Annotated in this window: 22 protein-coding genes; 11 read left to right on the top strand and 11 right to left on the bottom strand. The window is 68.9% G+C overall.

What is annotated here, in order from left to right:
* Positions 1-167: 167 nt before the first annotated feature.
* The gene (gene clpX / locus QQG74_RS02495; protein WP_341718665.1) at positions 168-1,520 is read right to left on the bottom strand and encodes an ATP-dependent Clp protease ATP-binding subunit ClpX; all 1,353 of its coding nucleotides are present in this window, start codon (positions 1,518-1,520) and stop codon (positions 168-170) included.
* Positions 1,521-1,625: 105 nt separating this feature from the next.
* Between clpX and QQG74_RS02490 the strand changes: the two genes are divergently transcribed.
* The 6 genes from QQG74_RS02490 (at position 1,626) to mca (ending at position 7,252) form a co-directional block, all read left to right on the top strand.
* A complete protein-coding gene (locus tag QQG74_RS02490) occupies positions 1,626-2,087 on the top strand; it encodes a transposase (protein WP_341718664.1) in 462 nt (153 codons plus the stop codon).
* A gap of 205 nt (positions 2,088-2,292) precedes the next feature.
* Positions 2,293-3,576, top strand: a complete 1,284-nt coding sequence (eno, locus tag QQG74_RS02485; protein WP_341718663.1) for a phosphopyruvate hydratase — start codon at positions 2,293-2,295, stop codon at positions 3,574-3,576.
* Positions 3,577-3,995: 419 nt separating this feature from the next.
* Positions 3,996-4,778 carry a nucleotidyltransferase domain-containing protein gene (locus QQG74_RS02480; protein ID WP_341718662.1) on the top strand — a complete coding sequence of 261 codons (783 nt, stop codon included), beginning with the start codon at positions 3,996-3,998 and terminating at the stop codon, positions 4,776-4,778.
* Complete coding sequence (locus tag QQG74_RS02475; RefSeq protein WP_341718661.1) at positions 4,778-5,065, top strand: PqqD family protein; 288 nt, start codon at positions 4,778-4,780, stop codon at positions 5,063-5,065. Before QQG74_RS02480 ends, QQG74_RS02475 begins: the two co-directional genes overlap by 1 nt.
* Positions 5,062-6,144, top strand: coding sequence for a hypothetical protein (locus QQG74_RS02470; protein WP_341718660.1), 1,083 nt, complete (start codon positions 5,062-5,064; stop codon positions 6,142-6,144). Before QQG74_RS02475 ends, QQG74_RS02470 begins: the two co-directional genes overlap by 4 nt.
* Before the next feature lie 106 nt (positions 6,145-6,250).
* Complete coding sequence (gene mca / locus QQG74_RS02465) at positions 6,251-7,252, top strand: mycothiol conjugate amidase Mca (RefSeq protein WP_341718659.1); 1,002 nt, start codon at positions 6,251-6,253, stop codon at positions 7,250-7,252.
* Here mca and QQG74_RS02460 read toward each other — a convergent pair.
* The 10 genes from QQG74_RS02460 to QQG74_RS02415 all read right to left on the bottom strand — a co-directional run bounded on the left by QQG74_RS02460 (position 7,177) and on the right by QQG74_RS02415 (position 17,638).
* The gene (locus QQG74_RS02460; protein WP_341718658.1) at positions 7,177-8,259 is read right to left on the bottom strand and encodes a diiron oxygenase; all 1,083 of its coding nucleotides are present in this window, start codon (positions 8,257-8,259) and stop codon (positions 7,177-7,179) included. The two genes, mca and QQG74_RS02460, sit on opposite strands and share 76 nt — an antisense overlap.
* 44 nt (positions 8,260-8,303) lie before the next feature.
* Complete coding sequence (locus tag QQG74_RS02455; RefSeq protein ID WP_341718657.1) at positions 8,304-9,122, bottom strand: ABC transporter permease; 819 nt, start codon at positions 9,120-9,122, stop codon at positions 8,304-8,306.
* Positions 9,119-10,117: an ABC transporter ATP-binding protein gene (locus tag QQG74_RS02450; RefSeq protein WP_341718656.1), complete on the bottom strand. Its 999-nt coding sequence runs from the start codon at positions 10,115-10,117 to the stop codon at positions 9,119-9,121. The genes QQG74_RS02455 and QQG74_RS02450 overlap by 4 nt, the downstream gene beginning before the upstream one ends.
* 7 nt (positions 10,118-10,124) lie before the next feature.
* The gene (locus QQG74_RS02445; RefSeq protein WP_341718655.1) at positions 10,125-10,961 is read right to left on the bottom strand and encodes an ABC transporter permease; all 837 of its coding nucleotides are present in this window, start codon (positions 10,959-10,961) and stop codon (positions 10,125-10,127) included.
* Positions 10,958-11,242: a PqqD family protein gene (locus tag QQG74_RS02440; RefSeq protein WP_341718654.1), complete on the bottom strand. Its 285-nt coding sequence runs from the start codon at positions 11,240-11,242 to the stop codon at positions 10,958-10,960. The genes QQG74_RS02445 and QQG74_RS02440 overlap by 4 nt, the downstream gene beginning before the upstream one ends.
* Positions 11,242-12,027: a hypothetical protein gene (locus QQG74_RS02435; RefSeq protein ID WP_341718653.1), complete on the bottom strand. Its 786-nt coding sequence runs from the start codon at positions 12,025-12,027 to the stop codon at positions 11,242-11,244. The genes QQG74_RS02440 and QQG74_RS02435 overlap by 1 nt, the downstream gene beginning before the upstream one ends.
* The gene (locus tag QQG74_RS02430; protein WP_341718652.1) at positions 12,024-12,791 is read right to left on the bottom strand and encodes a CPBP family intramembrane glutamic endopeptidase; all 768 of its coding nucleotides are present in this window, start codon (positions 12,789-12,791) and stop codon (positions 12,024-12,026) included. Before QQG74_RS02430 ends, QQG74_RS02435 begins: the two co-directional genes overlap by 4 nt.
* Position 12,792: 1 nt before the next feature.
* The gene (gene asnB, locus QQG74_RS02425; protein WP_341718651.1) at positions 12,793-15,015 is read right to left on the bottom strand and encodes an asparagine synthase (glutamine-hydrolyzing); all 2,223 of its coding nucleotides are present in this window, start codon (positions 15,013-15,015) and stop codon (positions 12,793-12,795) included.
* Positions 15,016-15,656: 641 nt separating this feature from the next.
* On the bottom strand, positions 15,657-16,655 hold the full coding sequence (locus QQG74_RS02420) for a hypothetical protein (protein ID WP_341718650.1): 999 nt from the start codon (positions 16,653-16,655) through the stop codon (positions 15,657-15,659).
* A complete protein-coding gene (locus QQG74_RS02415; RefSeq protein WP_341718649.1) occupies positions 16,652-17,638 on the bottom strand; it encodes a nucleoside-diphosphate kinase in 987 nt (328 codons plus the stop codon). Before QQG74_RS02415 ends, QQG74_RS02420 begins: the two co-directional genes overlap by 4 nt.
* A gap of 441 nt (positions 17,639-18,079) precedes the next feature.
* Between QQG74_RS02415 and QQG74_RS02410 the strand changes: the two genes are divergently transcribed.
* From QQG74_RS02410 to QQG74_RS02390, 5 genes are read left to right on the top strand one after another with little or no spacing between them, the layout of a single operon-like run.
* Complete coding sequence (locus QQG74_RS02410) at positions 18,080-19,126, top strand: alkaline phosphatase family protein (RefSeq protein WP_341718648.1); 1,047 nt, start codon at positions 18,080-18,082, stop codon at positions 19,124-19,126.
* A 15-nt stretch (positions 19,127-19,141) separates the two neighbouring features.
* Entirely contained in the window at positions 19,142-19,354 is a 213-nt protein-coding gene (locus QQG74_RS02405; RefSeq protein WP_341718647.1) for a hypothetical protein, read from the top strand.
* On the top strand, positions 19,344-20,804 hold the full coding sequence (locus QQG74_RS02400) for an amidase (protein WP_341718646.1): 1,461 nt from the start codon (positions 19,344-19,346) through the stop codon (positions 20,802-20,804). Before QQG74_RS02405 ends, QQG74_RS02400 begins: the two co-directional genes overlap by 11 nt.
* Complete coding sequence (locus QQG74_RS02395) at positions 20,801-22,951, top strand: FAD/NAD(P)-binding protein (protein WP_341718645.1); 2,151 nt, start codon at positions 20,801-20,803, stop codon at positions 22,949-22,951. The genes QQG74_RS02400 and QQG74_RS02395 overlap by 4 nt, the downstream gene beginning before the upstream one ends.
* Positions 22,948-23,991, top strand: a complete 1,044-nt coding sequence (locus tag QQG74_RS02390) for a TauD/TfdA family dioxygenase (RefSeq protein WP_341718644.1) — start codon at positions 22,948-22,950, stop codon at positions 23,989-23,991. The genes QQG74_RS02395 and QQG74_RS02390 overlap by 4 nt, the downstream gene beginning before the upstream one ends.
* Position 23,992: the final 1 nt, after the last annotated feature.

Here is a 23,992-nt window from a genome sequence, read left to right as displayed (position 1 = left end):
ACCTCCAGTCACGGATGGCCGGCGAGCGCCGCCGAACGCGGCACCACTCGGAAGTCGTGGATCCGGACGGCAAGCGGTGTGGTCGAGCCACACGCAGGCGCCCTGCATGCCGGTCGGTGCCGTGCAGCCTTGCCGGGGCGGTCGCCCCCGCCCACTGGATTTCGCGGTCAGGCGGTGCCGGTCGTCGCCCCGACGGGCAGGAGCCGAGGGTTCGGCGATCGCTCGCCCCGGACCATGGTGACCTCGCCGGCATGCAGGATGGACTCCTCGGTCACCACGATCCTCACGACGTCCTCAAGGGACGGGACGTCGTACATCATCGAGATGAGCGCTTCCTCCAGGATCGACCGGAGGCCACGGGCACCGATTCCGCGCTCGATGGCCCTGGTCGCGACCGCTTCGATGGCTTCCCGGGTGAACTCCAACTCGACGCCGTCCATCTGGAAGAGCAGCCGATAGTGCTTGGTCAGGGCGTTACGCGGCTCCGTGAGCACCTGCACCAGGGCTGCCCGGTCCAACGGCTGCACCGAGGTCACGATCGGCAGGCGGCCGATGAACTCCGGAATCATCCCGAAGGCGATGAGGTCGTCCGGCGTCACCTGGGCGAAGTAGTCGACGTCGTCCTGGACCCGGGAACGGACGGTGCCGCCGAAACCGACGTTTCCCGCGCCCAGGCGCGTGGCGACGATGTCGTCCAGGCCCGCGAAGGCCCCACCGGCGATGAACAGGATGTTCGATGTGTTGATCTTCGTCTGCTCGGCGCGGGAGTATCCGCGCCCGCCGGGGGCGGCGGCCGACTTCGCGGCCGAGCCGAGGGAGACCACGTTGCCCTCCAGCATCTTCAGCAACGCCTGCTGGACACCCTCACCCGAGACGTCCCGCCCACCGGTGGAGCCACCGCGGCCGGCGATCTTGTCGATCTCATCGATGTAGACGATGCCGGTCTCGGCCTTGCCGACGTCGTTGCCCGCCGCCTGAAGCAGCCGGACCAGGATCGAGTCGACGTCCTCGCCGATGTAGCCGGCCTCGGTGAGGGCAGTCGCGTCCACGACCACGAAGGGCACATCGAGATTGCGGGCCAGGCTCTGCGCCAGCAGGGTCTTGCCCGAGCCCGTGGGACCGAGCAGGAGGATGTTGGACTTGCTCATCTCGGCGCCGTGCCGGTCACCGCCGGCGGCGTGGAACTGGACCCGCTTGTAGTGCGTATAGAGGGCGACGGACAGGGCCTTCTTGGCCCGGTCCTGGCCGACCACGTATTGATCGAGAAAGGCCCGGATCTCGTGCGGCCTGGGCAGCGCGCGGAATTCCTGCGTCGCAGCCTGCCCACGCCGCTCCCGGATGACCTCACCGCAGATCGCGACGCAGGCCGCACAGATACGACCGTCGGGTCCTTTGATGAACGGACCGGTGGCTTTTTCTTCTTTGTTGCAGAATGAGCACCGCAATCTTCGACCTGCTCCCCGTTCGCTACCTGCACGAATTGCGACAGTTTCACCGTCGCGCACCACATTGAGATACATGCGTTGGTTAGCGCAGACCATTGTGGCACAGAAGTTGCACTCAGGTCGCCCCCTGCACCTCCCCCGGTGCTGGACAGGCGACGCAGGTCTATCGATCATTGAGCCATGTCGGAGAGGTTCTCGTGGTTGGCGCCGATGTCCGTATGGCCGACGGCCCAGGAGCTGCTGCCGGTGCAGACGGTCCGGCCACAGGGCGGCGGAGCCCGACGTACCGACGACGAGGCGACCTTTGCCGCCATTTCCTTCGTGCTGGTCACGGCGTCCGCGTGGCGTACCCTCCCGCGGGTCTTCGACGTTGCGTGGCAGACCGCTCACCGTCGGTTCGGCGACTGGACCGACGTCGACCTGTGGCCCCGCCTGAGGGCCGCCACCGGGCGAAACGCCTCATCCGACGTGCGGCACTGGGGGGAGGTGCTCGCCCTGGCCGCAGCCGCGCGGGCCACCAGCCGGCGACAGTCCCTGACCGACGGTGCGGCCCTCGACTCGGCGGCCCGGCGGCTGGCGATCCGCCGTCACCTGCCTGCGGACTTCGCTGAACGGATCTTCGGCCCCAGAAAGCGCGCCTAAGGATCACGACCTGACCCCGCCGTCCCGGGCCGCCTATCGGCTCGGCGGATGCGACCTGCCGATTTACCAATCAGCAATCATTTCCGGGACCAACACCGGGGCCTCCACCAGCTCATCGACGGCACGTCCCCGAAGCAGCCGACCGATATGCTCTGCACCGGTCCGTCCCGTACGGATCAGGACGAGCCATATTCGGAGGAGTGAGATGACCGCAATCAGTCGCATCATCGGCCGCCAGATCCTGGACAGTCGGGGCAACCCGACCGTCGAGGTCGACGTGGTACTGGAAGACGGCTCCTTCGGCCGGGCGGCCGTACCGTCCGGGGCGTCGACCGGCGCCAATGAGGCCGTTGAGCTGCGCGACGGCGATGCGGACCGGTTCCACGGCAAGGGCGTCCGCAAGGCGGTCGACGCGGTGAACGGCACGATCGCCGACACCGTGACGGGTCTGCACGCGGAGGACCAGGCCGGTGTGGACGAGGCGATGATCGCCCTGGACGGCACCCCGAACAAGAGCAACCTCGGCGCCAACGCCATCCTCGGGGTTTCCCTGGCCACCGCTCGCGCGGCGGCTGCCGCCCACCGTCAGCCGCTGTACCGGTACGTGGGCGGTGTCGGGGCGCGGCTGCTGCCCACTCCGATGATGAACATCATCAACGGCGGTGCGCACGCCGACAATCCCCTCGACTTCCAGGAGTTCATGATCGCGCCGATCGGCGCGCCGAGCTTCGCCGAGGCCGTGCGGATGGGCTCCGAGGTCTTCCACACCCTGCGCAAGTCCCTGGCCAAGGCGGGACACAACGTGAACGTGGGCGACGAGGGCGGCTTTGCCCCGCGCCTGGCCACCGCCGACGAGGCGCTCCAGTTCGTGGTGCGGGCGATCGAGGAGACCGGCTACGAACCGGGTGAGCAGATCTCGATCTGCCTGGACCCCGCCAGCTCCGAGTTCTACCGGGACGGGGTCTACGACTACGCGGGTGAGGGCCGCAAGCGGACCATGGAGGAGCACGTCGCGTACCTGAACGAGCTCATCGCCCGTTACCCGATCGCCTCCATCGAAGACCCGATGGCCGAGGACGACATCGACGGGTGGAAGCACCTGACGGCGGTCGCCGGGGACCGGGCACAGCTCGTGGGTGACGATGTTTTCTGCACCAACGTGGTCCGGTTGCGCGACGGCATCGAGGGTGGGTACGCCAACTCGATCCTGGTCAAGGTCAACCAGATCGGCACCTTGACCGAAACCCTGACCACCGTGGAGACCGCGCACAAGGCCGGCTACACGGTCGTGATGTCGCACCGGTCCGGAGAGACCGAAGACACCACGATCGCGGACCTGGCGGTCGCCACGGTGTGTGGACAGATCAAGACCGGCTCGCTGTCGCGATCGGACCGGACGGCGAAGTACAACCAGCTCATCCGCATCGAGGAGGAGTTGGGCGACCAGGCCATCTACGCCGGTCGTGCCGCGCTTACCGTCCGGCGCTGATCCTCGACAGTCGTCGTTCCGGGCCTCAGCGGCGCGGCCCGAACGGCGACAGTCCAGCGCCGAGTGTGATTGCCGTCGCACTTACCATTCCACCATGATCGGTCTTGACGGCCGTCGACCGATCTTGCACATCCTCCGGCCATCAGTCTTCAACGGTGGCGTACCCCCTGATCGACCTCTTGACATGGGTTGGCAGCGGCTGATCGAATGGTGCTCTGCGCGCTAACGGGGAGCTGCCGCATGCTTGACCTGGGTTTAACAGGTACATTTAGGATTTGTGTCAAGAATTTCGGGCGGAGCGCATTCGCAGCAGGAAATAATTTCCGCCCACCTTCGGTGATCCGGATTTATTCCGCCAGTCATCTTTATGCCGACGAGGTACGGTCCGCGCCGCCCGACGCGACGCGCAGGACCCGTCGATGAAAGTGGACTTAGACCAATGCCGAAGGGAACTCACCGCTCGTGCGCTGATTCCGTCTGACCGGATCGCGGTCGTGATCGTGGGGTCGGTGGCCCGTGGTTGGGCCAACCGGGGAAGCGACCACGACTTCTACGTCATCACCCGGACACCCTGGCGCCGCCGTGGCGGCGTCACCACCGCGGTCCCGCTCCAGCCCAACCAGGTCGCCCGGGAGGCGCTCCGGGTGAACGGTCGCCGCTGGGAACTCAAATACTGGCTCGACCGCCAGGTGGACCAGATGCTGCAAAAGGTGAGCTGGGCACGGTTCGAGGCGGGTGGTTCCGCGGCCGGCCCCTTGTCGGAGACCGAGGAACTGTTCCTGGAGCGGCTGTTCACCTGCATCCCGGTGGAGGGCGCGGACTGGGTACGGCGGCGCCGGGCCGAGCTCAAGGAGAGCGCCTTCCAGGCCATTCTGGTGACCCGGTCGCTAGCCCTCTCCGACGCCTGCGCCGAGGAGGCACTCGGGCAACTGGCCGACGGGGATCCACCGAGCGCCGTCCTCTCCGCCCGTAAGGCACTCGGCCACTCGGTCGATGCGTTGCTGGAGAGTCGCGGCCACTACGGCAGCCAACTGCCCAAGTGGCGGGCCCGGCGAGTTCGCGAAGCCCGGCTCCCCATGCTGCCGTTCGAACGCTACTGGGATTACGAGACCATGGCCGGCTTCGACAAGGACAACCCACGTCCCTGGATCGACAGCGTGATCCTGTTCTGCAAGCAACTTTCCCTAGAGGTGGAGATCTGATGCCAAACCGCGTCATCGCCCCGCTGACCAGGGTGCCGTCCCGCAGGCTCGACGTCCGGATTCGGCGATTCCGCGGGGCGGTCATGGTCGCCACGGCCAGCCACGCGTTCGAGTTGCACGACGCCGCGGCGTTCCTCCTGATGAGCGTCGACGGGTCGCGTACGGTGGCGGAACTCGCCAGCCGACTGGCGACCGAGTACAACCTGTCACCCGCCGAGGCGGAGGCGGACACCCTCGAACTGCTCGACCAGATGATCGAGCACGAGTTGCTGACGATGGTGCCGTGACCCCGACAGTGACCGGGGTCGGCTGGTCGTCGCTGTTCGCCGACTACGCCGATGAGCCCGGCGCGGCGTTCCTCGGGCCACACGACCTGCTGCCCGACGACAGGTGGGACCGCGGCATCCGGGTCAGCTGTCTGCACGACCTGCTACGGCAGCTCCTGCCGGCGCTCTCATCGGTCCGCCTGGTCACCTCCGCACCGGCCGCCGATCCACAAACCATCATGCAGTTCCACAAGCCGCAGTACGCCAGGTCGCAGGGCCTGCTGGAGCCGGTCGAACCCGACGGGCGGCTGGCGGCGGGGCTGCACGCCGTCGGCACCGTACTGGAGCTGTGCGACCAGGTGTGGGCACGGGAGCTGACAAACGCCTACGCTCTGGTCCGGCCGGCGGGCCACCACTCCGAGCCGAACTCGGCGGGCGGCGGCTGTCTCTTCGCCAACGGCGTCCTGGCCGTGCTCCGGGCGCGCCAGCACGGTGCCGAGCGGGTCCTCGTGGTGGACTGGGACGCCCATCACGGCAACAGCCAGCAGCACGCCTTCTGGGAAGATCCGGCCGTCCTCACCATCTCCGTCCACCAGGATCGAGCCTTTCCGCCAGGCACCGGGGGCACCGACGCACGCGGTGCCGGCCAAGGGTTCGGGAGCAATATCAACGTGCCGGTGCCCATGGGGTCCGGTGGCGGGGTCTACCGCGCGGTCTTCGAGGACGTGATCATTCCGGCCGCCGAGCGCTTCCGCCCCGACCTGGTTCTCGTCGCCAGTGGGCTGGACGCCAGTTACCTCGACCCCTCGGCCCGCCTCGCCCTGCACTCCGGCGACTACGGCTGGATGACGCAGCAGCTGGTCGACGTGGCGGACCGGTACGCGAACGGCCGCCTGCTGATGACCCACGAGGGCGGCTACGCGCTGTCGTACCTGCCACTGTGCTTTTTGCGGATCATCGAGTCGCTCTCCGGCGACCGGACGGAGGTGGCCGACCCGTTCCTGGAACGGTGGGGCACCACCTTCGCGTCAGCGGTCTCCGCCGAGGCGCGGGCAACGATCCGCCACTGTCGGCAGTTGGCCGGGGACGTGCCGCGATGAGCAGCACCGCTTCAGATTCCTGAGTCTCGACCCCTCGGCCGGCGGCAGGTGCCCTGTCCCCGCCCGGAAGCGCGGCGGGACCACAAGCACGAGACGGAGAGTACGCATGACGGCGCGGCTACGACTGATGGCGGTGCATGCCCACCCCGACGACGAGGCGACAAAGGGCGGTGCGACGACCGCTCGGTACGCCGCAGAAGGGGTCGAGGTGTTGGTCGTGACCTGCACCAACGGCGAGCGCGGCGAGGTCCTCAACCCGTTGCTGGATCGGCTCGCGCCCGGTGTGGACATGGCTGCGGTACGGCGCGCCGAGATGGCTGCGGCAAGCCGCGCGCTGGGCGTACGACATGCCTGGCTCGGCTTCGTGGACTCCGGTCTGCCCGAGGGCGATCCTGCCCCCGCCCTGCCGGAGGGCTGTTTCGCCGCGATGGATCCCGAAGTCGCGGCCATGCCTCTGATCAGGCTGATGCGCGAGTTCCGCCCGCACGTCGTGACGACCTACGACGAGGAGGGCGGCTACCCTCACCCGGACCACGTCATGTGCCACACGATCAGCCGCCTGGCCTTCGACACCGCAGGCGACGCGGCTCGGCACGCGGAACTCGGGCCGCCATGGCAGCCCTTGAAGCTCTACTATCACGCCCGCCGGACCAGGGCACGGATGGCCGCCCTCCATGAGGGCATGCTGGAGGCCGGGCTGGAGTCACCGTTCGCCGGGTGGCTACTGGAGAAGGGCCGCCGTTACGACCGGGGCGAGCGGACCACCACCCGGGTGGAGTGCGCGACCTACTTTCCGGCCCGGAACGAGGCGATGCGGGCCCACGCCACCCAGATCGCCCCGGACAGTCTCTGGTGCTGCGCCCCGGTCAAGGTCGAGCAACGTGCCTGGCCGACCGAGGAATTCGAACTCGTCCACTCGCTTGTCGAGACCTCCGTACCGGAATCCGACCTGTTCGCTGGCGTCCGCTGGCAGCTGCATGCGTCGATGGTGGAAGCTACGCCCGCATCGTCCGCCCGGTCGACCGCCGAAGCTCAGGTCGAGCGCTCCGCTGCGACGGCGGGTGCGCCCACGACGGTGCCGGCTGGCATGTCCGGGAGCAAGCCGTAGCGGTGACACTCGTCGATCACCGCTGGGTCCCCGAACGCTTCCAGCTCACGCAGATAGGCGACGGTCTGTCGGGCGGTCCCCGCGGCATGGGCACGGAGGATGTCCGGCGTGTAGATCTCGGCGACCACCTGTTCGGCCTGCTGGCGACTGAGACCGTAGCCGGTCAACTCCGCCGTCATCGCCGCCGTGTCGGGCCGGACGAATGCGTCGATCAGACGTGGCACCAGCAGGGCCGCACGACGGCGCTGCGCCCGGTCCAGCTGGCCCCAGAGATAGCGGAGAAACACCGCGAAGTAGGCGTGGTGGCGGCCCTCGTCGATCGCGTGATCCCGAATCGTGGCGCGCACCGCCGGCTCGACCGAGTCGGCGGCGGGCACGTCGGCCAGGTATGCCGTGATCAGGGTTTCCGAGACGATCACGAAAAGCAGCTCGGCGAGCGGTCTCTCCGCGGGCGCCAGGTCCTCCAGGACCGCAGACAGGCGCTGTAGGAAGAACGGCTGGGCCGGAAGCCGGGGCGCGATGCCGGTACGGTCGGTGACCTGCCGAGCCAGGTCGACCGAGAAGAGCGCGTGGTAGGCCTCGTCGCAGTAAATCTTGTAAGCGTCGAAGCGCATCTCCTCGGGTACGTCGATACCCACGCTGCCGTGCGCGATGCCCAGCACGGTCCGATTGACCACCAGGGTCTCCAACTTCGCAGTGAAGTCAAGGAATCGGTAGAGGTGCTGGACGAGCAGGCTGTCGAACACCTCGGGCGGCAGGGCCTGCACCAGTGGGTGGCGGGTCACCGGCACCAGCTCCGGTGGAAAGAAGAACCGCCCGTCGTCGGCGCCTTCGCTCAGGACCCGACGTTCCGCCTGGCGGACCGTGGCCCGGGTGTCCCAGCTCCGGAACGGGCTGCGGTACTGATCCACGCCGGGCCCGGTCGTCCCGGCGCCGTCGATGTCGGCGGGGTCGGGCAGCGCCAGCTTTCGCGGGCAGAAGGTGAGCGCAGCGCACCCCACGAACATCCCGACGATGCCGCACACAGAAACCCCCGTGGTAGTAACAACGACTAGAACAAGCGCAGCTGCCCCGTCCGCTGTGCCCTGCGCTCACCGAGCTTGAGCAGGAGCGCGGCGAGGGCCACCAGCACGGCACTGATGACCGCCAACTGGATGAGGCTGCCGCCGAGGTCAGCCAAGGTGTTTGCCTGTAGCAACGCGCCCCGGACGACGACCAGGCTGGCGGTCAGCGGCAGCACGGTGCCGACCGCGGCGATCCAACCCGGCAGGAATGCCACCGGGATCCGGGCCCCGCTGACGAACGCCATGGGATCGCTGAACACCGTGAACAGGAAGGCCGAGTCCCGGGAGAAGATCAGCATGCTGTTCAGGAAGGCCCCCCAGGCGATGGCCGGAATCAGCAGGGCGAGAAAGACCACCACGAACATGGCGGGGTGCGCCAGGCGCAGCACGCCGGGGACGAAGACAAGCGCCCCCGCGAAGCACAGGAACAGCCACAGGTTCTGCACGAGCGCGCCGACGCCGTTGGCGATGACCAGGACCAACCGATTCGCCGGCGACAGGAACAGCAGTTCCAGGGTGCCGGTCTGCCGCTCGAACGAGAAGTGCCAGGCCGACTGCACGAGGGCGAAGAAGAAGGCGAACCCGAGCGCGCCGGTGGCCAGGAACGCGAGCAGGCCGCCCGGGGTGGCCGCGAGCGGCCAGCGCTGCTCGCCGCTGTCCGCCACCGGACGGATGGTGAAGTAGATCGTGAAAAGTTCCAGCAACGGCCACAACAGCTGGGAGAAGACCATCGTCTTGTTGCTCGCCATCCGGCGGTGCTGCTTCAGCCCCTCCGCCGCGAAGACCTTCATGCTTGCCCTGATCACGCCCGCACCGCGCCTCTGACCCGGTCGGCCGTGAGCGACAGGATGGCACTCTCCAGGGTCGGTTTCCGGGTCTCCAGCCCACCGATCGTGCCGCCCGCCGCCACGATCGCCATCACCAGCGCACCGACGATGTCGTCGGCATGGGTCAACCTGACCACCAGCGCGCCGGTGTCGTCGGGCTCCGTCACCACCGCCGCGCCGATCCGGTCGGCGAACGCCTGCACCGCGGCGACCACCTGCTCGTCGGCGCGGGGCAACGTGACTGCGGTCAGGTGGTCGGAGCGGGTGAGTGCGGTCAGTTCCCGAGGGCTGCCGGCAGCCAGGTGCCGGCCGTCCGCGATCACGTAGACGTGACCGCAGAGTTCCTCCACCTCGTCGAGGTAGTGCGAGGTGAGCAGGATCCCCTTCCCGTCGTCCACCAGGCGGCCGATCACCTTGCGCAGGTCCCGGGCGATCGGCGCGTCAAGCCCGAGGGTGGGTTCGTCCAGGAGCAGGTAGTCGGGCTCGTTGACCAGCCCGCGCGCGATCGAGAGGCGCTGGGTCATGCCGCGCGAGTACTGCTCGACCAGGGTGTCGGCGGCGTCGCTCAGGCCGACCAGGTCGAGCAGTTCCTCGCTCCGTCGGCGTAGCACCCGGTTCGGCACGCCGTACAGATTGCCGAAGTAGAACAGGTTCTCCCTGCCGGTCATCCGGGCGTAGACCATGCGTTCGCCACCGGCGATCAGGTTGATGCGCCGACGGATCTCCCGGGCGTCGCGCACGACGTCGAGCCCGTCAACTGTCACCTCGCCGGAACTCGGGTGCAGCAGGGTGGAAAGGATCTTGATCGTGGTCGTCTTGCCGGCGCCGTTGAGCCCGAGCAGACCTGTCACGCGACCCCGGGGGATTTCGAGGTCCAGACCGTCTACCGCGACCTTCTCCGTCGCGGCTGCGAACAGCCGACGGCGCACGCGGAAGGTCTTACGCATCCGTCGGGTGACAATTCCCTGTGTCATGGCGGCTTCAGAAGCTCCTCTCGATCGCCCGGCTCTCCGCGCGGGGCAGCAGCCAGAATCCGGCGATCAGGTAGATCACGCTGACGCCGAGTGCCACGGCCAGACGCGGCGTGAGTTCTGCGGCGTCGATCGCGCCGTTGAGCAACGGTCGCGCCACGTCCAGGGCGGCGGTTATCGGCACCAGTTCCGCCAGCCAACGCAGCAGGTCCGGCAGATACGACCGCGGAAAGGTGAACCCACAGATCAAGCCGAGGAGCAGGAAGACGGTGTTCTGGGTGATGTGCGCCTCACCGGCGTACAGCATCACCGCGCTCACCACCAGGGACAGGCTGAACACCGCGATGGTGAGGATCAGCAGGACCAGCGCCAGGTTGAGCAGCGACGGCACGGGTAGCTGCACCCCCAGCAGCAGCGCGAAACCGGACAACGCGGCCACTTCCAGGCCGGTGCTGGCCACTGCGAACAGCGAGAACCCCATGAGGTACGGCAGTCGGTGCGCCGGCGCCACGGCCAGCGCCGCGATCGTCCCTTCCCGTTCCTCCGTGATGAGCGCCTTCGCAGTCCACAGCAGCATCCGGACCATGAAGGCGTAGGCGAGCGCGCCGACCGCCACGTACCCGACGTAATCAGCCGAGCCGGCGCGTTGCGCGAACTCGGCGTTGACGGCAGATCCGCCCACCGCATGGAAGGCCAGGTAGGCAAGCGAAATGGTAAGCGCCCCGGCGAGCACCGTGGAGGTGAAGTAGGTCCACGGGTAGGCGCGACGGTTCATCGTCCAGCTACGCACGAACGTGGCCCACACGACGTTGCCGGCGTAACGGTCTCGCGTGGGACTGCGGCTCATGCGCCGACCAGGTTGACGTCGACCAGTTGGGCCAGCAGCTCCGCGCTGTCGGTGGTCGCCTCCTCGACCGACACGTCGTACGTGGCGGCGACCCGCTCGCCGATCTCACGCAGGCTCGTGGCCCCGTCCACCTGCCCGAAGATGAAGGCTGCCACCTCATCCAACTCCATCGCCTCGGCGTCGACCGCCACAAGCGTCCGGCCCCGGAAGCGGCGGATCCGGGCCTCCAGCCGACGCTGCGGAATCCACTCGAGCGAGGGTGGTACGAATCGATCAGTCATCAGATCTCGACCTTCATGGCGATGTTCTTGCACGTGGTCACGACGTCGGAGACCCACTGCCGCTCCGCGCCCGGGCGTAGGTCGGTCATGGTCTCGATCGCCCAGTAGTCGGTGAAGGAAAGGACTGCGGGGGCGGCGGCCCGGAACCGACGCGCCCGCCACTTCGGTGTGTGCGAGCCGTACTGTCCCAGGCTCTCCAACAGGGCATCGGCCGTGTACGAGAAGGCTTGACGCGCCGAGAGCACAGCGCTTTCGATGTCATCGGCGGCCAGCTGACCGAGGGCGTCCTCGGCGGCGTTGTCCGCCTTCTCCAGCGACCGGGTCACCACGATGGCGCGGAACGCCGTGGCTTCCAGGGCGGCACGCCGCGCGGCAAGCCAGTCACCGCCCGCCAGCGGTACGCAGGTGACCAGCCGCTCCAGGAAGAGTTCCTCGATCTTCGACAGCACCTCACTGGCCGCACCGGTCTGCTCGAACCGTTCCCAGGTGACCTTGTCGAGCATCTGGTCCACCTGGCTGTCGAGCCAGTATTTGACCTCCCAGCGCCGCCCGTCGGCGTGCAGCAGCTCCGTCGTCACGACCGGCGGATCCAGCGGTATGGCAAGTTGTGGGCCGGACCCCGGCCACATCTCGCCGGCACAGATCAGATTGATGTCGTAGTCGCTTGTGCTGTTGTCCCAGCCACGCGCCATCGAGCCGACCAACAGGGCCGCCCGCAGCTCGGCCGGGAGAAGCTGCCGTCGGCCGAGTTCCGGCAGACAACCGGCGAAGCGTTCCTCGATCACGGATCTTCCCTTTCACACTGAAGGTGCAGCAGGACGCCCGGCGCATTGTTGAGCAGGTGGGCGAGGATCGCCGGATAGACCGATCCGGACAGCAGCGTCAAGGCAGCCAGGATGACGGCCGCCACCATCGCCACCGCCAACGATCGGGTCGAGTCACGGCCGTTCGACCCCGGCTGGACATAGTGGATGGCCACGAACGCCAGCCCGGAGAGCAACCCGAGCGGCAGTGCGGCCGGGGACGAGACGACGAGCAGCGGCGCGCGGAACAGCAGTTCCTCGCCCGGCGGTGCCAGGGCCCCGGAGGCTGCCCGGGCCCGGCCGTGCGGTGTCGGCCCCATCAGGAACGCCAGATCACCGTTGCGCAGCTTGCGCAGATCCATTCCGCCAAGCAGCACCAGCCCTGCGCCGCACAGCAGCGCCACCGGATACCACCACCACGCGGGCCAGCCGCCCCACAGGCTCGAATCGACGACGGCGGCGACCAGCAACGCCCCGAGCGGTGCGGACAGACCGACCAGAACCTCCAGCCAGAAGCTGGGTCGACTGCGCCGGTTGCGCGGCAGCCGCCACGGCAGGCAGAGCAGCACCACCTCGATCGCCAACAACACCGCCAGCCAACGCAGCGCCGTCTCCGCGCTGGCCGCCAGCAGCACGGCGTACGCCGCCACGACTGCCGCCGCCGCCAGCCGACGCGGGCTCAGTCGCCAACTCGACCAGTCCCAGGTGGACAGCGGGCCGCTGACGCGCTCAGCCTGCGTCACCATGTCAGGGTCCGACCGACACCGGCTCGGCCGGCTCGGCGACGGCAAGCAGGACCAGACCCAGATCACCTGCCTCGGTGAGCGGATTCAGCACGGTGTCCAGATCGCAGCCCACCTCGGCGAGCAACGATCGCAGCGTCTTCTGCCCGTCCATCGCACTGAGCAGGCCGAGCCACTCCGGCTGCTCGTCGCTGTCGATCACGTACTCGATCGACCCGTCCACGGCCACGTACCAGGTGGACGGGTCGTCCGCCGCGCGAAGCAAGAGGACGTTTTCCGCCACCGTGGGGGTCAGGTCCAGTTCGATCGGACGGGGACGCAGCACCTGGTCCCGGATCGCCGGCGCGTCCGCGTCCCAGTCCCGAATGGTGACGGATTCGCGGACCGGTGCCTTGACCGCGGCCACGTGCCGGGTCGGCGGCTCGGTGACCAACTGTTCGAGGAGGCCGAGATTGAGCACCCGCAGCAGGAACTCGACGTGTCCCCGATCCGGCTGGTGGACGAGGCTGCTCACGGTGGCGCGCACCGCGTCGATGTCGATGAACTCGCGGGCCTGTGGACCGGCGGTGGCCTCCTCCAGCAGCGCCCAGTCGTTCTGCGCGACCATCCGGGCGAAGGTCCGGTAGGTGTGTCGCACCCCGTCGCCGTAGAAGAAGGGCACCTTCGGCCGGTGGATGACCTCCGCGGGCAGCAGGCCCTCCATCGCGCGCCGCAGGATCTGCTTGTCCCAGATGAGCCGGTGATGCAGTGCCGGCGGGATCGACGCCACGATCTCCACGAGGCGGTGGTCGAGGAAGGGCACCCGGGCCTCGATCCCGTTACCGGCCGCCGTCCGGTCCTCGTGCCAGCAGTTGTACTGCTGGACGTCGCGGTACTTCCACCGGAACATCGCTTCGAGCGGAGACAGCTCAAGCCCACCGGGCGGCTCCCCCAGCACGGCGTCCCTGAGCAGCGGCAACTCCGACTGCTCCCACCACTCGCCCAGCAGGGGTCGCCCGTAGCGGAGCTGACGCTGCCGCATCCGGCGCAGGTTGTGCAGCAGGTCGGTCCAGTCTCCGCCGCCCGCCGACTGGACCGAATAGCCGCCGTTGAACTCGTCGCTTCCGCCGCCGAGGAGCATCGCCTTGATCTCCGGGGCGTAGCGTCCGACGTACCGGTACAGCTCGTACTTGTAGTACACCTCGGGACCACACAGCGGCGATTCCAGCAGCCACACGAGCTGCCGCCATTCGGCCACGCTCGGCACGTCCTCGGCGTCGACGAGAAGCTGGTGATTCACCAGGCCCAGGGAGGCCGCGAGGCGGTGCGCGTGCTCGGCGTCACCGTTGGCCAGGGTGCTGCCGTGCAGGACCGTGAAGGTGCGCGGTTTCTCCCGGGCGAGCGCTGCCACCGCGGCCGAGTCGATTCCGCCGCTGAGGAACAGACCGATCTCCACGTCGGCCATACCGCAGTCCGTCACGGCGGAGACGAAGGCGTCCCGGTACGCGCCGACCAGCTCGCTCTCGCCGATGTCGCCGCCGTCGGCGAACCGGGGAAACTCCCAGTACCGGCGACCGCCACGGGCTCCGGTACGCAGATCGATGGTGACGATCGTCCCCGCCGGCACCAGCTCGATCCCCTCGAACCAGGTGTTGATCGGCGCCTCGGAGAATGCCGGGGCGCCACTGACCATCTGGTCGGCCAGGGAGCCGGCCCAGTCCACCCGCCGTGGGCAGCGCGGATCCTCGAAAAGGGCCTTCATCTCCGACCCGAAGACCACTCGCTCGGCGTCCTGGTGGAGGAAGAGGGGCTTGACCCCGAACCGGTCCCGGGCGACGACCAGCCGGTGGCGTGCCCGGTCCCAGAGCACGATGGCGTACATGCCCCGGACGCGGTCCAGGAAGCGCAGACCGTCGCGCTGGTAGAGGTGCAGCAGGACCTCGCAGTCCGACCGCGTCCGGAACCGGGTCCCGGCCGGCAACTCCGCCGCCAACTCGTGGTGGTTGTAGATCTCGCCATTGGCGATCAACACCACGCTGCCGTCCGGGCTGGTCAGTGGCTGCCCGCCGTGCGCGGGATCGACAAGGGAGAGACGCACGAACGCCAGGCCGACGGGACCGTCCCGGAGGATCTCCCGGTCGTCCGGACCGCGATGGGCGACCGCGTCCGCCATCCGGTCGAGCAGGCTGTCGGCGTGCTCCGGAAGGGCGCTGCCGTCCACCCGCGCCACACCCGCCAGACCACACATCTGCGCACCTCATTCGAACGTCGTTCGTTGCCCGCACCGTCGTCGGTCGGTACCTGGGCATGGACCACGGCGAGGCCGGGGCCCTGCTGCGAACAGCACGACCCCGGCCGTGTTTCACGGCGAGACGCCGAGGATGGCGCCGAAGGTCACCTTCTTGGCGACCGGCTTGGTGTACTTACGCATCGTGTCCACCTCCCTCCCGCAGGAATTGGCTTCAGCGGGCTGGCGACTCACGTCGAGAGAGGCACGAAACTGAGACAGCACAGCTCACTGCACTGACCTCGTCATGACATTCCCCCGATTCCGCCCCCGCAGACTGGCTGATCAAGGATTGATCAATCCGTCGTCAGCCAGTGACGCAAGTCAAGCAAAGTTCCACGCCGAACGCAAGAGCTCCTCATGGCGACCACTTGCGATTCAACCGACAACCGGTAACCAGTTTCCGACGCAAATTCTTCGACCCGCTGGAGGGATGCACCAACCGGCGCAGGTCCGCCAATAGATACACGCCATGACCAATATTCGACTTGCTGCTCCCGCCTTTTTGAAGCGTTTCCGAACAGCCGTCATCCCGGCCACGGCCGGCACCGGCGCCAGCTGTGGATTCCCCGGTGCAGGCGGGAAAGCCGGGCCCGTGCGGGCTAGTCAGCGACAAGCGCGTCCGGCTGGCGGACCGCTCGTTGATTCGCCCGCATCATCCACTCGGCGGACGTCGGAGCCGGCATGGTGCCGGTGAAGCCGGGGCGTTCCATCGGCAGGACCTCGGTTGCGATGCGGACGAAGTCCCAGACCAGGTCGGGCTCTGCCGGGTCGACCACCGAGACCAGTTCGTCCCAGGACAGCTTTTCGGCCGCACCACGGGCTGCCCGTAGCCGGTCGAGATCGGCTCCGGCGACGCCCCGTGCGGCCAGCCGCTCAAAGGCCGCCTCGATGTCGAAGTCGCTCGCCGGACAACGCCGCTCAAGCCGGTCGATCTCCGCCTCGGCCAGGTCAGCCAGGTCGTCGTCGAAGTGGTCACGCGCCTGGGTGAGCAGTATGCGCCGGACATCGCGTTCGAACAGGATGCCGATCTCGCGGACCAGATCGGCGGGCTCGTCCGCCACATGGACAAAATTGATCACCTTGTGCGGCGGTGCCAGGACGGTACGCAGATGCTGCTCCTGGCGTTCGGCTACCGCATTGGACCCCTTCAGCTCCGACAGCCGCATCGTGCCCGGCACCACCCCGTCGTACCGGGTGTCGACGAGCAGCAGCAGGAGCGTCGGCGCCGCCGCGTGCATCACCGAGCAGAGCAGCAGGCGCTCCACCGGATACATGTGCCAGTCGTACTGCCAGACGGCCCGCATCGACTGGCGGTTGTGCTGGAACGGCGCCACCCCGACCACCCGGAAACCGTGCGTGTCGAAGAACTCCATCGTGGCGCGCAGGCGACGCCCGGCGACCCCGTCGGCCTTGAACGTGAACATCGCCAATGCGCCGAGCTTCGCATGACGCTCCGCGCCGAACAGGTCGACCACGTCCGCCCAGCTCTCCCTGAAGTGGAGATCCTGGGCGTACGCCTGGCGTTTACGGTCCGACGCGGTGAGCGCGAACCAGTCGGCGGCGTCTGGCAACGGATCGGACCAGGTGGTGGGGTTCACTGTCGCTCCTCGCGGCCCAGGTCGGGTACAAGCACGGGTACGGCGCCGACCGAAGACAGCACGGGCCCGTCCCACGCGAACTGGTCGGGGTTGCCGATGAACTTCGGCTCGCCGGGCTCGTCGGCGACGACGGTGTAGCTGCCCACGACCAGGACGTCCCAGGGATCGACCGGACAGCCCAGGGCGGACAACTCGGCGACCAGCCAGCGCCAGTCGATGCCCGCTCCGGCGGTCGCGGTGCGGACGTGCTCGGCGACCGATGCCGCCCGGGACCGCTTCTCGGCGCTGTCCAGCGGCGTGTCGGCAAGCGCGGCCTCGACCCGGGCCACCGCATCCGGCAGTGCGAAGGGGTCACCTTCGATGGTCGCCTCGTGGGCCAGGGCCGCGTCCAGTCGCGCGCGGTCCCGGCCTGCCAGCCGGCCACTGGCGAGTGCGCCGAGGAGGCGGCGGCGTGTCTCGTCCGGGAAGAGCACGCCCAGCTCACGCAGCAGATCCGCGGGTTCGTCGGCGAAGTGCACCAGACTGAACACCCGGTTGGGTTGCCGCAGGCGGCTACGAAGCGTGTCGTACGCCTGCACGGTGAGGTCGGCCGAGCCCTTCAGCCGGCTCAGCCGCACCGTGCCGGGCAGGGCACCACAAGCGGTGCAGCGCAGCACCAGCACCAGCACGTCCCGGTCGGTGTAGAGCGCATCCTTGATCGCAAGCCGGTCGAGGGTCGCCGCGTTGAGTTGGTGACGCCACAACTCCCGCCACATGTGCCGGGTGAACGTCACCTCCTCGACGGCGACCACCTCGAACCCGTGGTCGGTGACGAAGTCATGGACCATGCCCAGCTTGCCCGACCGCAGCCCGTCGGGCTTCATCATGACCAACGCGCCGTCGTGCACGACGTCGAGCGCCGCGTCGCCGAACAGGTCCGTGGCGTCGACAAGCGCATCCCGGAAGTAGGTCTCCCGCCGGTACGCCTCGGCCTTCCGTGGCATACGGGTGAGCCTCGCCCAATCCATCTGCCCGTTCCCCCGTTCCGATCGTCGTGGCCGTTCCATTGTCCGCGTGGTCGGGCCGCCCAGCAACGTACCAGGAGAAGCGATTCCAGCAGGCCCCTGAACCAGGGTGGCCGAATGTTTCTCCGCCATCTGAGACAACGCATCTCCTCGAACCATCAGAGACAGTTTGGATATCGCACCGACGGCTACCCGACGAGCACAAAAATTAGGCACCTGAGCAGCGGTCATCTCATCGCGGCATCCGCCTGTCACTAATCGGAGTGAACGCGACCTTGACGACGGACAGTTCCACGTCAAGGCTTTCGGAAAGCCGGAACTGCGAACGGGGGTGAACCGGGGGTGGATGCTGTAGTGGCCCCGGCCGGGCCGACCACCAGGCCCCTCCCGGCGGGCCCCCTCGGTGCGGACGGTCTGTCGGTGACCCACTTCCGTACCGACCTGGCCGGCGTCCTCGCCGCAGAAAGCGGCACCGGTCGGCCGCGAGACGTGGTGGTGCTCGCGCTCGACGGCATCGGCTACCGGGTCGCCCGGGACGGCTGGCCGTCGGCACACACCGTGCTGCGCCGCTCGGTCTGGCCGACCACGACCGCGACGAGTTGGCTCAGCCAGACCACCGGCGTCGACGTCGCCACACACGGGGTACCGGGAGTGGTCTTCCGTGCCACGGCCGGCGCCGGTCTGGTAAACGCCTTCAGCTACCCGGGCGAGGATCTCGTCCCGCCCCTGACGACCGTCTTCCACGACGCGACCCGGCTCGGCTACACGCCGGTCGCGGTGCTGGGGGACATGGAGACGTGCCCGGGTCGGTGGCGCGACGCGGTCCTGGCGGGCGCACACCAGCTCACCGGGCACCGCTTCTACACCCCGGCCCCGGGTCCGTACCAGCAGCGGCCACCCCACGAACTCGTCGCGCTCCTCCGGGCGGCGGTGCGCGCCGGGCTGGCCGAGCCGCGACGCCGGCCGCGTCTGCTGTGGTGCTACGTCGAGATCGATCGACACCTCCATCACCACGGCTACGACGCCCACACCCTCGCGGTGCTTACCGGCCTGGAGCGCCTCGCGTGCGACCTGGCCGACGACGGCGCGGTGGTGCTCGCGCACGCCGACCACGGCCTGGTGCCGACCACACCAGATCACGAACTGGCCGAACTGCTGCGCGCCAGCTGCGTCGAGCAGCGCTGTGAGATGGGCGGCGCGGGCCGTACCCGCTGGTTGTATCCCCCGGCTGGCGCCGTCGACCGGGTCGCCGACCGACTCCGGGCGCGACTGCCGACCTCGGTCCGGTTGCACCACGCCGACGAGGTCTTCGCCACCACCGGCACCTCGCGGGCGCGCCACCGGGTCGGCGAACTGGTGCTCACGGCACTTGGCGAACGCTTCATCGTCGATCCGGGCTACCGCTACGAGCACGGGTCGTCGCTTGCCGACGAGGTCGACACCCCCCTGGCCAGTTGGGGGCTGTGACGGATGGAGACACGCATGACAGACATCCGCAGCGAGGCAGCGGACGACCACGTCCTGGACGTCCTGATGGCACGGGCCGGGATCAGCCCGCCCGATGACCGCCGGGCCGGTGTCCTCGCCGGCTTCCGGGAACTCAGCGCCATGGCGGCGATGATGCGCCAGCCCCGGGATGCCTCGGCGGAGCCGGCGATCGTCTTCGATCTGGCCGAGGTGCTCCGTGCGGAGTGACCTGATCGCCCCGGACCGACCGGTGCACGAGTGGACCATCACCGAACTGGGCGCCGCCCTGCGCGAGGGGACGTTGAGCTCCCGGGCGCTCACCGAACACGTCCTGGACCGAATCGCCTCGGTCGACCCGGAGCTGCACACCTTCATCCGGGTGACTCCGGAGCGGGCCCGTGCCGACGCGGCCCGCGCCGACGTCGAACTCGCCGCCGGGGTCGATCGCGGCCCGCTGCACGGCATCCCGTACGGGTTGAAGGACATCATCGATTCGGCCGGCATCCCGACAACCTGCAACTCCCGGCTCCTGCTCGATCACGTGCCGGCCGAGGACGCCACAAGCGAGGCGCTGCTGCGGGCAGGTGGTGCGGTGCTCGTCGGGAAGCTCGCGACCGCCGAGTTCGCGCTCGGCGGTCCCGGCTTCGACCTGCCCTTTCCGCCCGCCCGCAACCCGTGGAAGCCCACCCACTTCACCGGCGGCTCGTCGGCCGGGTCGGCTGCGGCGGTGGCCGCCCGGCTGGTGCCGCTCGCGCTCGGCTCCGACACCGGCGGCTCGATCCGTTCCCCTGCCTTCAACTGCGGCGTCGTCGGGCTGAAACCCACGTACGGGTTGGTGTCCCGGTTCGGTCTGTATCCCCTGTCGTACTCCCTCGACCATTGCGGCACCCTCACCCGCACGGTCGCCGACGCCGCGCTGGCGCTGTCGGTGCTGGCCGGCTTCGACCCGCGAGACCCGAGCAGCACGCCGGTCGCCCCGCAGGACTACACCGGGGAACTCGACGCCGGGGTGGCCGGCATGCGGATCGCCTACGCCCGGAAGATGTTCGCCACGCTGCCGGGCATCCACCCCGAGGTCGTCTCGTCGGTGGACGCCGCAGCGGACCGGCTCGCGCGGCTCGGCGCGGTGGTCGACGAGGTGGAGCTGCCGCCCTTCGACCTGTTCAAGGCGTGTGGGCGGATCATCATGCTGGCCGAGGCGTACGCGATCCACGAAGAGACCCTGCGCACCCGCCCGTACGACTACGGCCGGTACACGTACCAGCGCATCGCGCCAGCCGCGACGTTGAGCGCGGCGGACCTCGTCCAGGCCCTGCGCACCCGCCGCGAGCTCACCGTGGCGCTCAACACCGTGTTCCGGGACCACGACGCGCTGCTCACCAATACCGGCATCGCCCCGGCGGCGCCGTTCCACGACTTCCCCCTCGACTGGCCGCCGCCCAGCCACGCCGTGTCGGTGCAGACTCCCACGTTCAACGTCACGGGAAACCCTGCGCTCGCACTGCCGGTGGGCCTCTCCGAGGCCCGGCTTCCGCTCGGCGTGCAGATCGTGGGTCGGCCCTTCGACGAGCGGACGGTGTTCCGCGTCGCCGCCGCGCTGGAATCGGCGTCGGACTTCCTCAGCCGGTCGCCGGAGCTGACCGCGACCGGCGCCGACAGCGGACGGGACGTGCCATGACCGGTTCCCCCGGGCTCGCCATCGTCGGCGGCGGCCCCTGGTGCACGTACGCCCTGGAACGGCTCTGTGCCGAGCTTCCGCACGTGCCGCTGCCCGATGGTCTGGACGTCACGGTGATCGAGCGGACCGGCCGGTTCGGCTCCGGGGCGGCACACGACGATCAGCAACCCACCACCAACTACCTCAACCGGGTCGCGAGCCAACTGTCGTTCGCCGCGGACGAGTCGAACCGGGAAGCGCGGCACCTGTTGGCGCCGCAGCTACGCCCCACGTTCGTGCAGTGGTGCCGCCGCCGGTTCGCCGAGAGCGGCGACCGCCGCTTCGACCTTGGCCCGCGCGACGTGCCACGCCGGTACCTGCACGGCATCGCGCTGCGCGAGATGTTCGACCGGTACGTCGACCTGTTGCGGTCCGTCGCGGGGGTGCGGGTCCGGTTGCACGCCGGTGAGGTCATCGACATCGAGGACATCCAGGGCCGACTGGTGGTCCGGACCGAGAAGCTGGCCGTCCCGGTTGACCACGTGCTGCTCGTCACCGGCCAGTCGGAGAACCGGCCGGCGCCGGGCTCGCTCGCCGCGAGTCTGCAACGCCACGCCGCCAGGCAACCCCACGCACGGTACGTCCCGAGCCCCTACCCGCTCGGCGATCGGCTGACCACCGAAACGGTGCCGCCGGGCTGCCGGCTCGGCGTCCTCGGTCTCGGGCTTACCTCGATCGACCTGGTACTCCACCTCACCGAGGGACGGGGCGGGTCGTTCGTGCCGGTCGCGGACGGTCCGGTGCCATGGTTGCGATACCAGCCGGCAGGCGCGGAGCCACGGCAGATCGTGGCGGTCAGCCCGAGCGGGTTGCCACCCTGGTGTCGACCGGACAACCAGAAGGCCGACGACGGCACCGGGAACGGCCACGCGGCGCTGGAGCACAAGCCGGCGTTCCTCACCCTGGCGGCCGTCGCGGCACTGCGGGCCTCGGTCGGCCGCCCGACCGTCCTCGACGGGCGTACCGTGCGGCAGCTCGATTTCGAGGCGCACATCTTCCCGCTGGTGGTGCTCGAGATGGCCTACGCGTACCACCGCACGCTGCTCGGCAGCACCGCCGCCACCCAACTGCGGGAACGGGCACGCCCTCGGTATCTCGAGTTCCTCAACGGCGTCGTCCACTGCCCCAGGGACCACGCCGTCGATCACCTCCTGGCCCCCGTGGCCGCCTGGTTCGACGAGGTGAGCGACCGGTTCGCGCGGGGCTGCGCGGACCCGGAGCAGACCGAGTCGTTCCGCCGCTTCGTCTTCGGCGACGGACCCGCCCGTACGTCGCCGTGGGGTCACTCCACCGACCTGCGCGACCACGCCTTCGACTGGCGTACGCTCTTCGACCCGCTGGACAGTGCCGGGCCGGATGACGGGACCGGCTGGCAGCTGCGGGTCATCCGACATCTGCGCCGGGACATCACCGCCGCCGTGCAGGGCAACCTGCGCAACCCGGTGAAGGCGGCCTGCGACGGGGTGTGGCGTGACCTGCGCCAGGTGTTCTCGGCGGTGCTCGATTTCGGCGGACTCACCGCCCGGTCGCACCGGCAGTTCCGCGAGGTGTATCTCCGGCACTACGCCCGGATGTCCAACGGCACCGGGGTGGAGCCGATGCTCAAGCTGCTGGCGCTTGTCGAGAGCGGCGTACTTGACCTCTCGGTCGGCCCGGACCCGGTGGTGGAACCGGTTGCCGGCCGGCCGGCGTTTCGGCTGCGCGACCGCGACGGCCAGGTGTGTCACGAGGTGGACGTCGTGGTGGAGGGCCGAGGCCATCCCTTCGACCCGCACCTGGACCGGGGCCCGCTCTACCGCAATCTCATCCGACGCGGCTTGCTGCGGCAGTGGCGCAACCCGGCTGCCGACCCCGCCGACGACTACCTGCCGGGAGCGATCGACGTCTCCCCCGATTTCCATCCGCGCGACCGCGACGGTTGGGTGGACGAACGCCTCACGGTGCTGGGTGCGCCCGTGGAGGGAATGGTCTTCTTCCAGCTTTCCGCCGCCCGCCCGCACGCCGACAGCAGCGTCATCAACCTCGTGGCCCGGTGGGCCAACAACTTCGTGGACGTTTTGGCGGCCCGTGGCGCGACGCCCCGGGCGCGGGAAGGAGCCCACTCATGACCATGGTCCGTGCCCAGATCGACGACTCGCGGGTGCTGCGACTCGTGGCCGACAACGCGCCGGTGACCATGCTGGACACCGAGGTGGGACCGGACCGCGCCTGGCGGGGGAAGGACATCGGTCCGCAGGACTGGCTGATCCGCCTGCCTGGCGAGGTCCTGGACGAGGTGACCCACCTGGTCACGCAGATGCGGAAGGCACCGCTGCCACTGCTGCTACGCGCCCCGCAGCAGTTCGACCTGCCGCAGAGCAGGGAACTGATGCGCCGGGTCCGGCACACGCTGACCGACGGCATCGGCCTCGCCGTGGTGGACCGGTTGCCGCTTGAGCAACTGAGCCGGGAGGAGGCGACGGCTGCCTACTGGGTGCTCGGGCAGCTCATGAGCAGCCCGGTGGCGACGAAGTGGGACGGAACCATGCTCTACGACGTCCGCGACACCGGGCAGCGGTTCGGTTTCGGTGTGCGTGGCTCCGCCACGAACGTCGAGCTGAGTTTCCACACCGACAACGGGTTCGGCGTGACCCTGCCCCGGTTCGTCGGGCTGCTCTGCCTGCAACAGGCACGCTCCGGCGGCGTGAGCCGGTTTTGCAGCCTCTACACCGTGCACAACGAGCTGCTCAGCCGGGCGCCGGACCTGCTGCGCCGGCTGTACCAGCCGATGTACTTCGACCGGCAGGCCGAGTTCGCGCCCGGCGCGCCCGCCGTGTTGTGGGCGCCGATGTTCCGGTATGAGGACGGGCAGCTCTCGGTACGCCTTGTCCGCAACCTGGTCCGTCGGGGATACACCCTGATGGAAGAGGAGATGGACGCTCCGCTGGTGGCTGCGCTCGACCTGCTGGACTCCGTGCTCGCCGACGAGTCCTTGCAGGTGGAGTTCACCATCGAGCCCGGCCAGCTGCAATACCTCAACAACCTGGAGTGCGGGCACTACCGCAGCACCTTCGAAGACTTCGACGAGCCGGAACGCAAGCGGCATCTCATCCGGGTCTGGTACCGCGACCACGGCGCACCCACGTACGACGGCTACCCGGTGGACTGAC

It is taken from the genome of Micromonospora sp. FIMYZ51 (assembly GCF_038246755.1).
Lineage (GTDB): Bacteria > Actinomycetota > Actinomycetes > Mycobacteriales > Micromonosporaceae > Micromonospora.
Note: the sequence above shows the minus strand (reverse complement) of the source record. Positions and strands in the feature narration are given on the sequence as shown.

Coding starts and splice junctions, on each gene's coding strand:
- clpX (WP_341718665.1), bottom strand. CDS start 1,520: ATGTATCTCAATGTGGTGCGCGACGGTGAAACTGTCGCAATTCGTGCA.
- QQG74_RS02490 (WP_341718664.1), top strand. CDS start 1,626: ATGTCGGAGAGGTTCTCGTGGTTGGCGCCGATGTCCGTATGGCCGACG.
- eno (WP_341718663.1), top strand. CDS start 2,293: ATGACCGCAATCAGTCGCATCATCGGCCGCCAGATCCTGGACAGTCGG.
- QQG74_RS02480 (WP_341718662.1), top strand. CDS start 3,996: ATGAAAGTGGACTTAGACCAATGCCGAAGGGAACTCACCGCTCGTGCG.
- QQG74_RS02475 (WP_341718661.1), top strand. CDS start 4,778: ATGCCAAACCGCGTCATCGCCCCGCTGACCAGGGTGCCGTCCCGCAGG.
- mca (WP_341718659.1), top strand. CDS start 6,251: ATGACGGCGCGGCTACGACTGATGGCGGTGCATGCCCACCCCGACGAC.
- QQG74_RS02460 (WP_341718658.1), bottom strand. CDS start 8,259: ATGTTCGTGGGGTGCGCTGCGCTCACCTTCTGCCCGCGAAAGCTGGCG.
- QQG74_RS02450 (WP_341718656.1), bottom strand. CDS start 10,117: ATGACACAGGGAATTGTCACCCGACGGATGCGTAAGACCTTCCGCGTG.
- QQG74_RS02445 (WP_341718655.1), bottom strand. CDS start 10,961: ATGAGCCGCAGTCCCACGCGAGACCGTTACGCCGGCAACGTCGTGTGG.
- QQG74_RS02440 (WP_341718654.1), bottom strand. CDS start 11,242: ATGACTGATCGATTCGTACCACCCTCGCTCGAGTGGATTCCGCAGCGT.
- QQG74_RS02430 (WP_341718652.1), bottom strand. CDS start 12,791: ATGGTGACGCAGGCTGAGCGCGTCAGCGGCCCGCTGTCCACCTGGGAC.
- asnB (WP_341718651.1), bottom strand. CDS start 15,015: ATGTGTGGTCTGGCGGGTGTGGCGCGGGTGGACGGCAGCGCCCTTCCG.
- QQG74_RS02415 (WP_341718649.1), bottom strand. CDS start 17,638: ATGCCACGGAAGGCCGAGGCGTACCGGCGGGAGACCTACTTCCGGGAT.
- QQG74_RS02405 (WP_341718647.1), top strand. CDS start 19,142: ATGACAGACATCCGCAGCGAGGCAGCGGACGACCACGTCCTGGACGTC.
- QQG74_RS02395 (WP_341718645.1), top strand. CDS start 20,801: ATGACCGGTTCCCCCGGGCTCGCCATCGTCGGCGGCGGCCCCTGGTGC.
- QQG74_RS02390 (WP_341718644.1), top strand. CDS start 22,948: ATGACCATGGTCCGTGCCCAGATCGACGACTCGCGGGTGCTGCGACTC.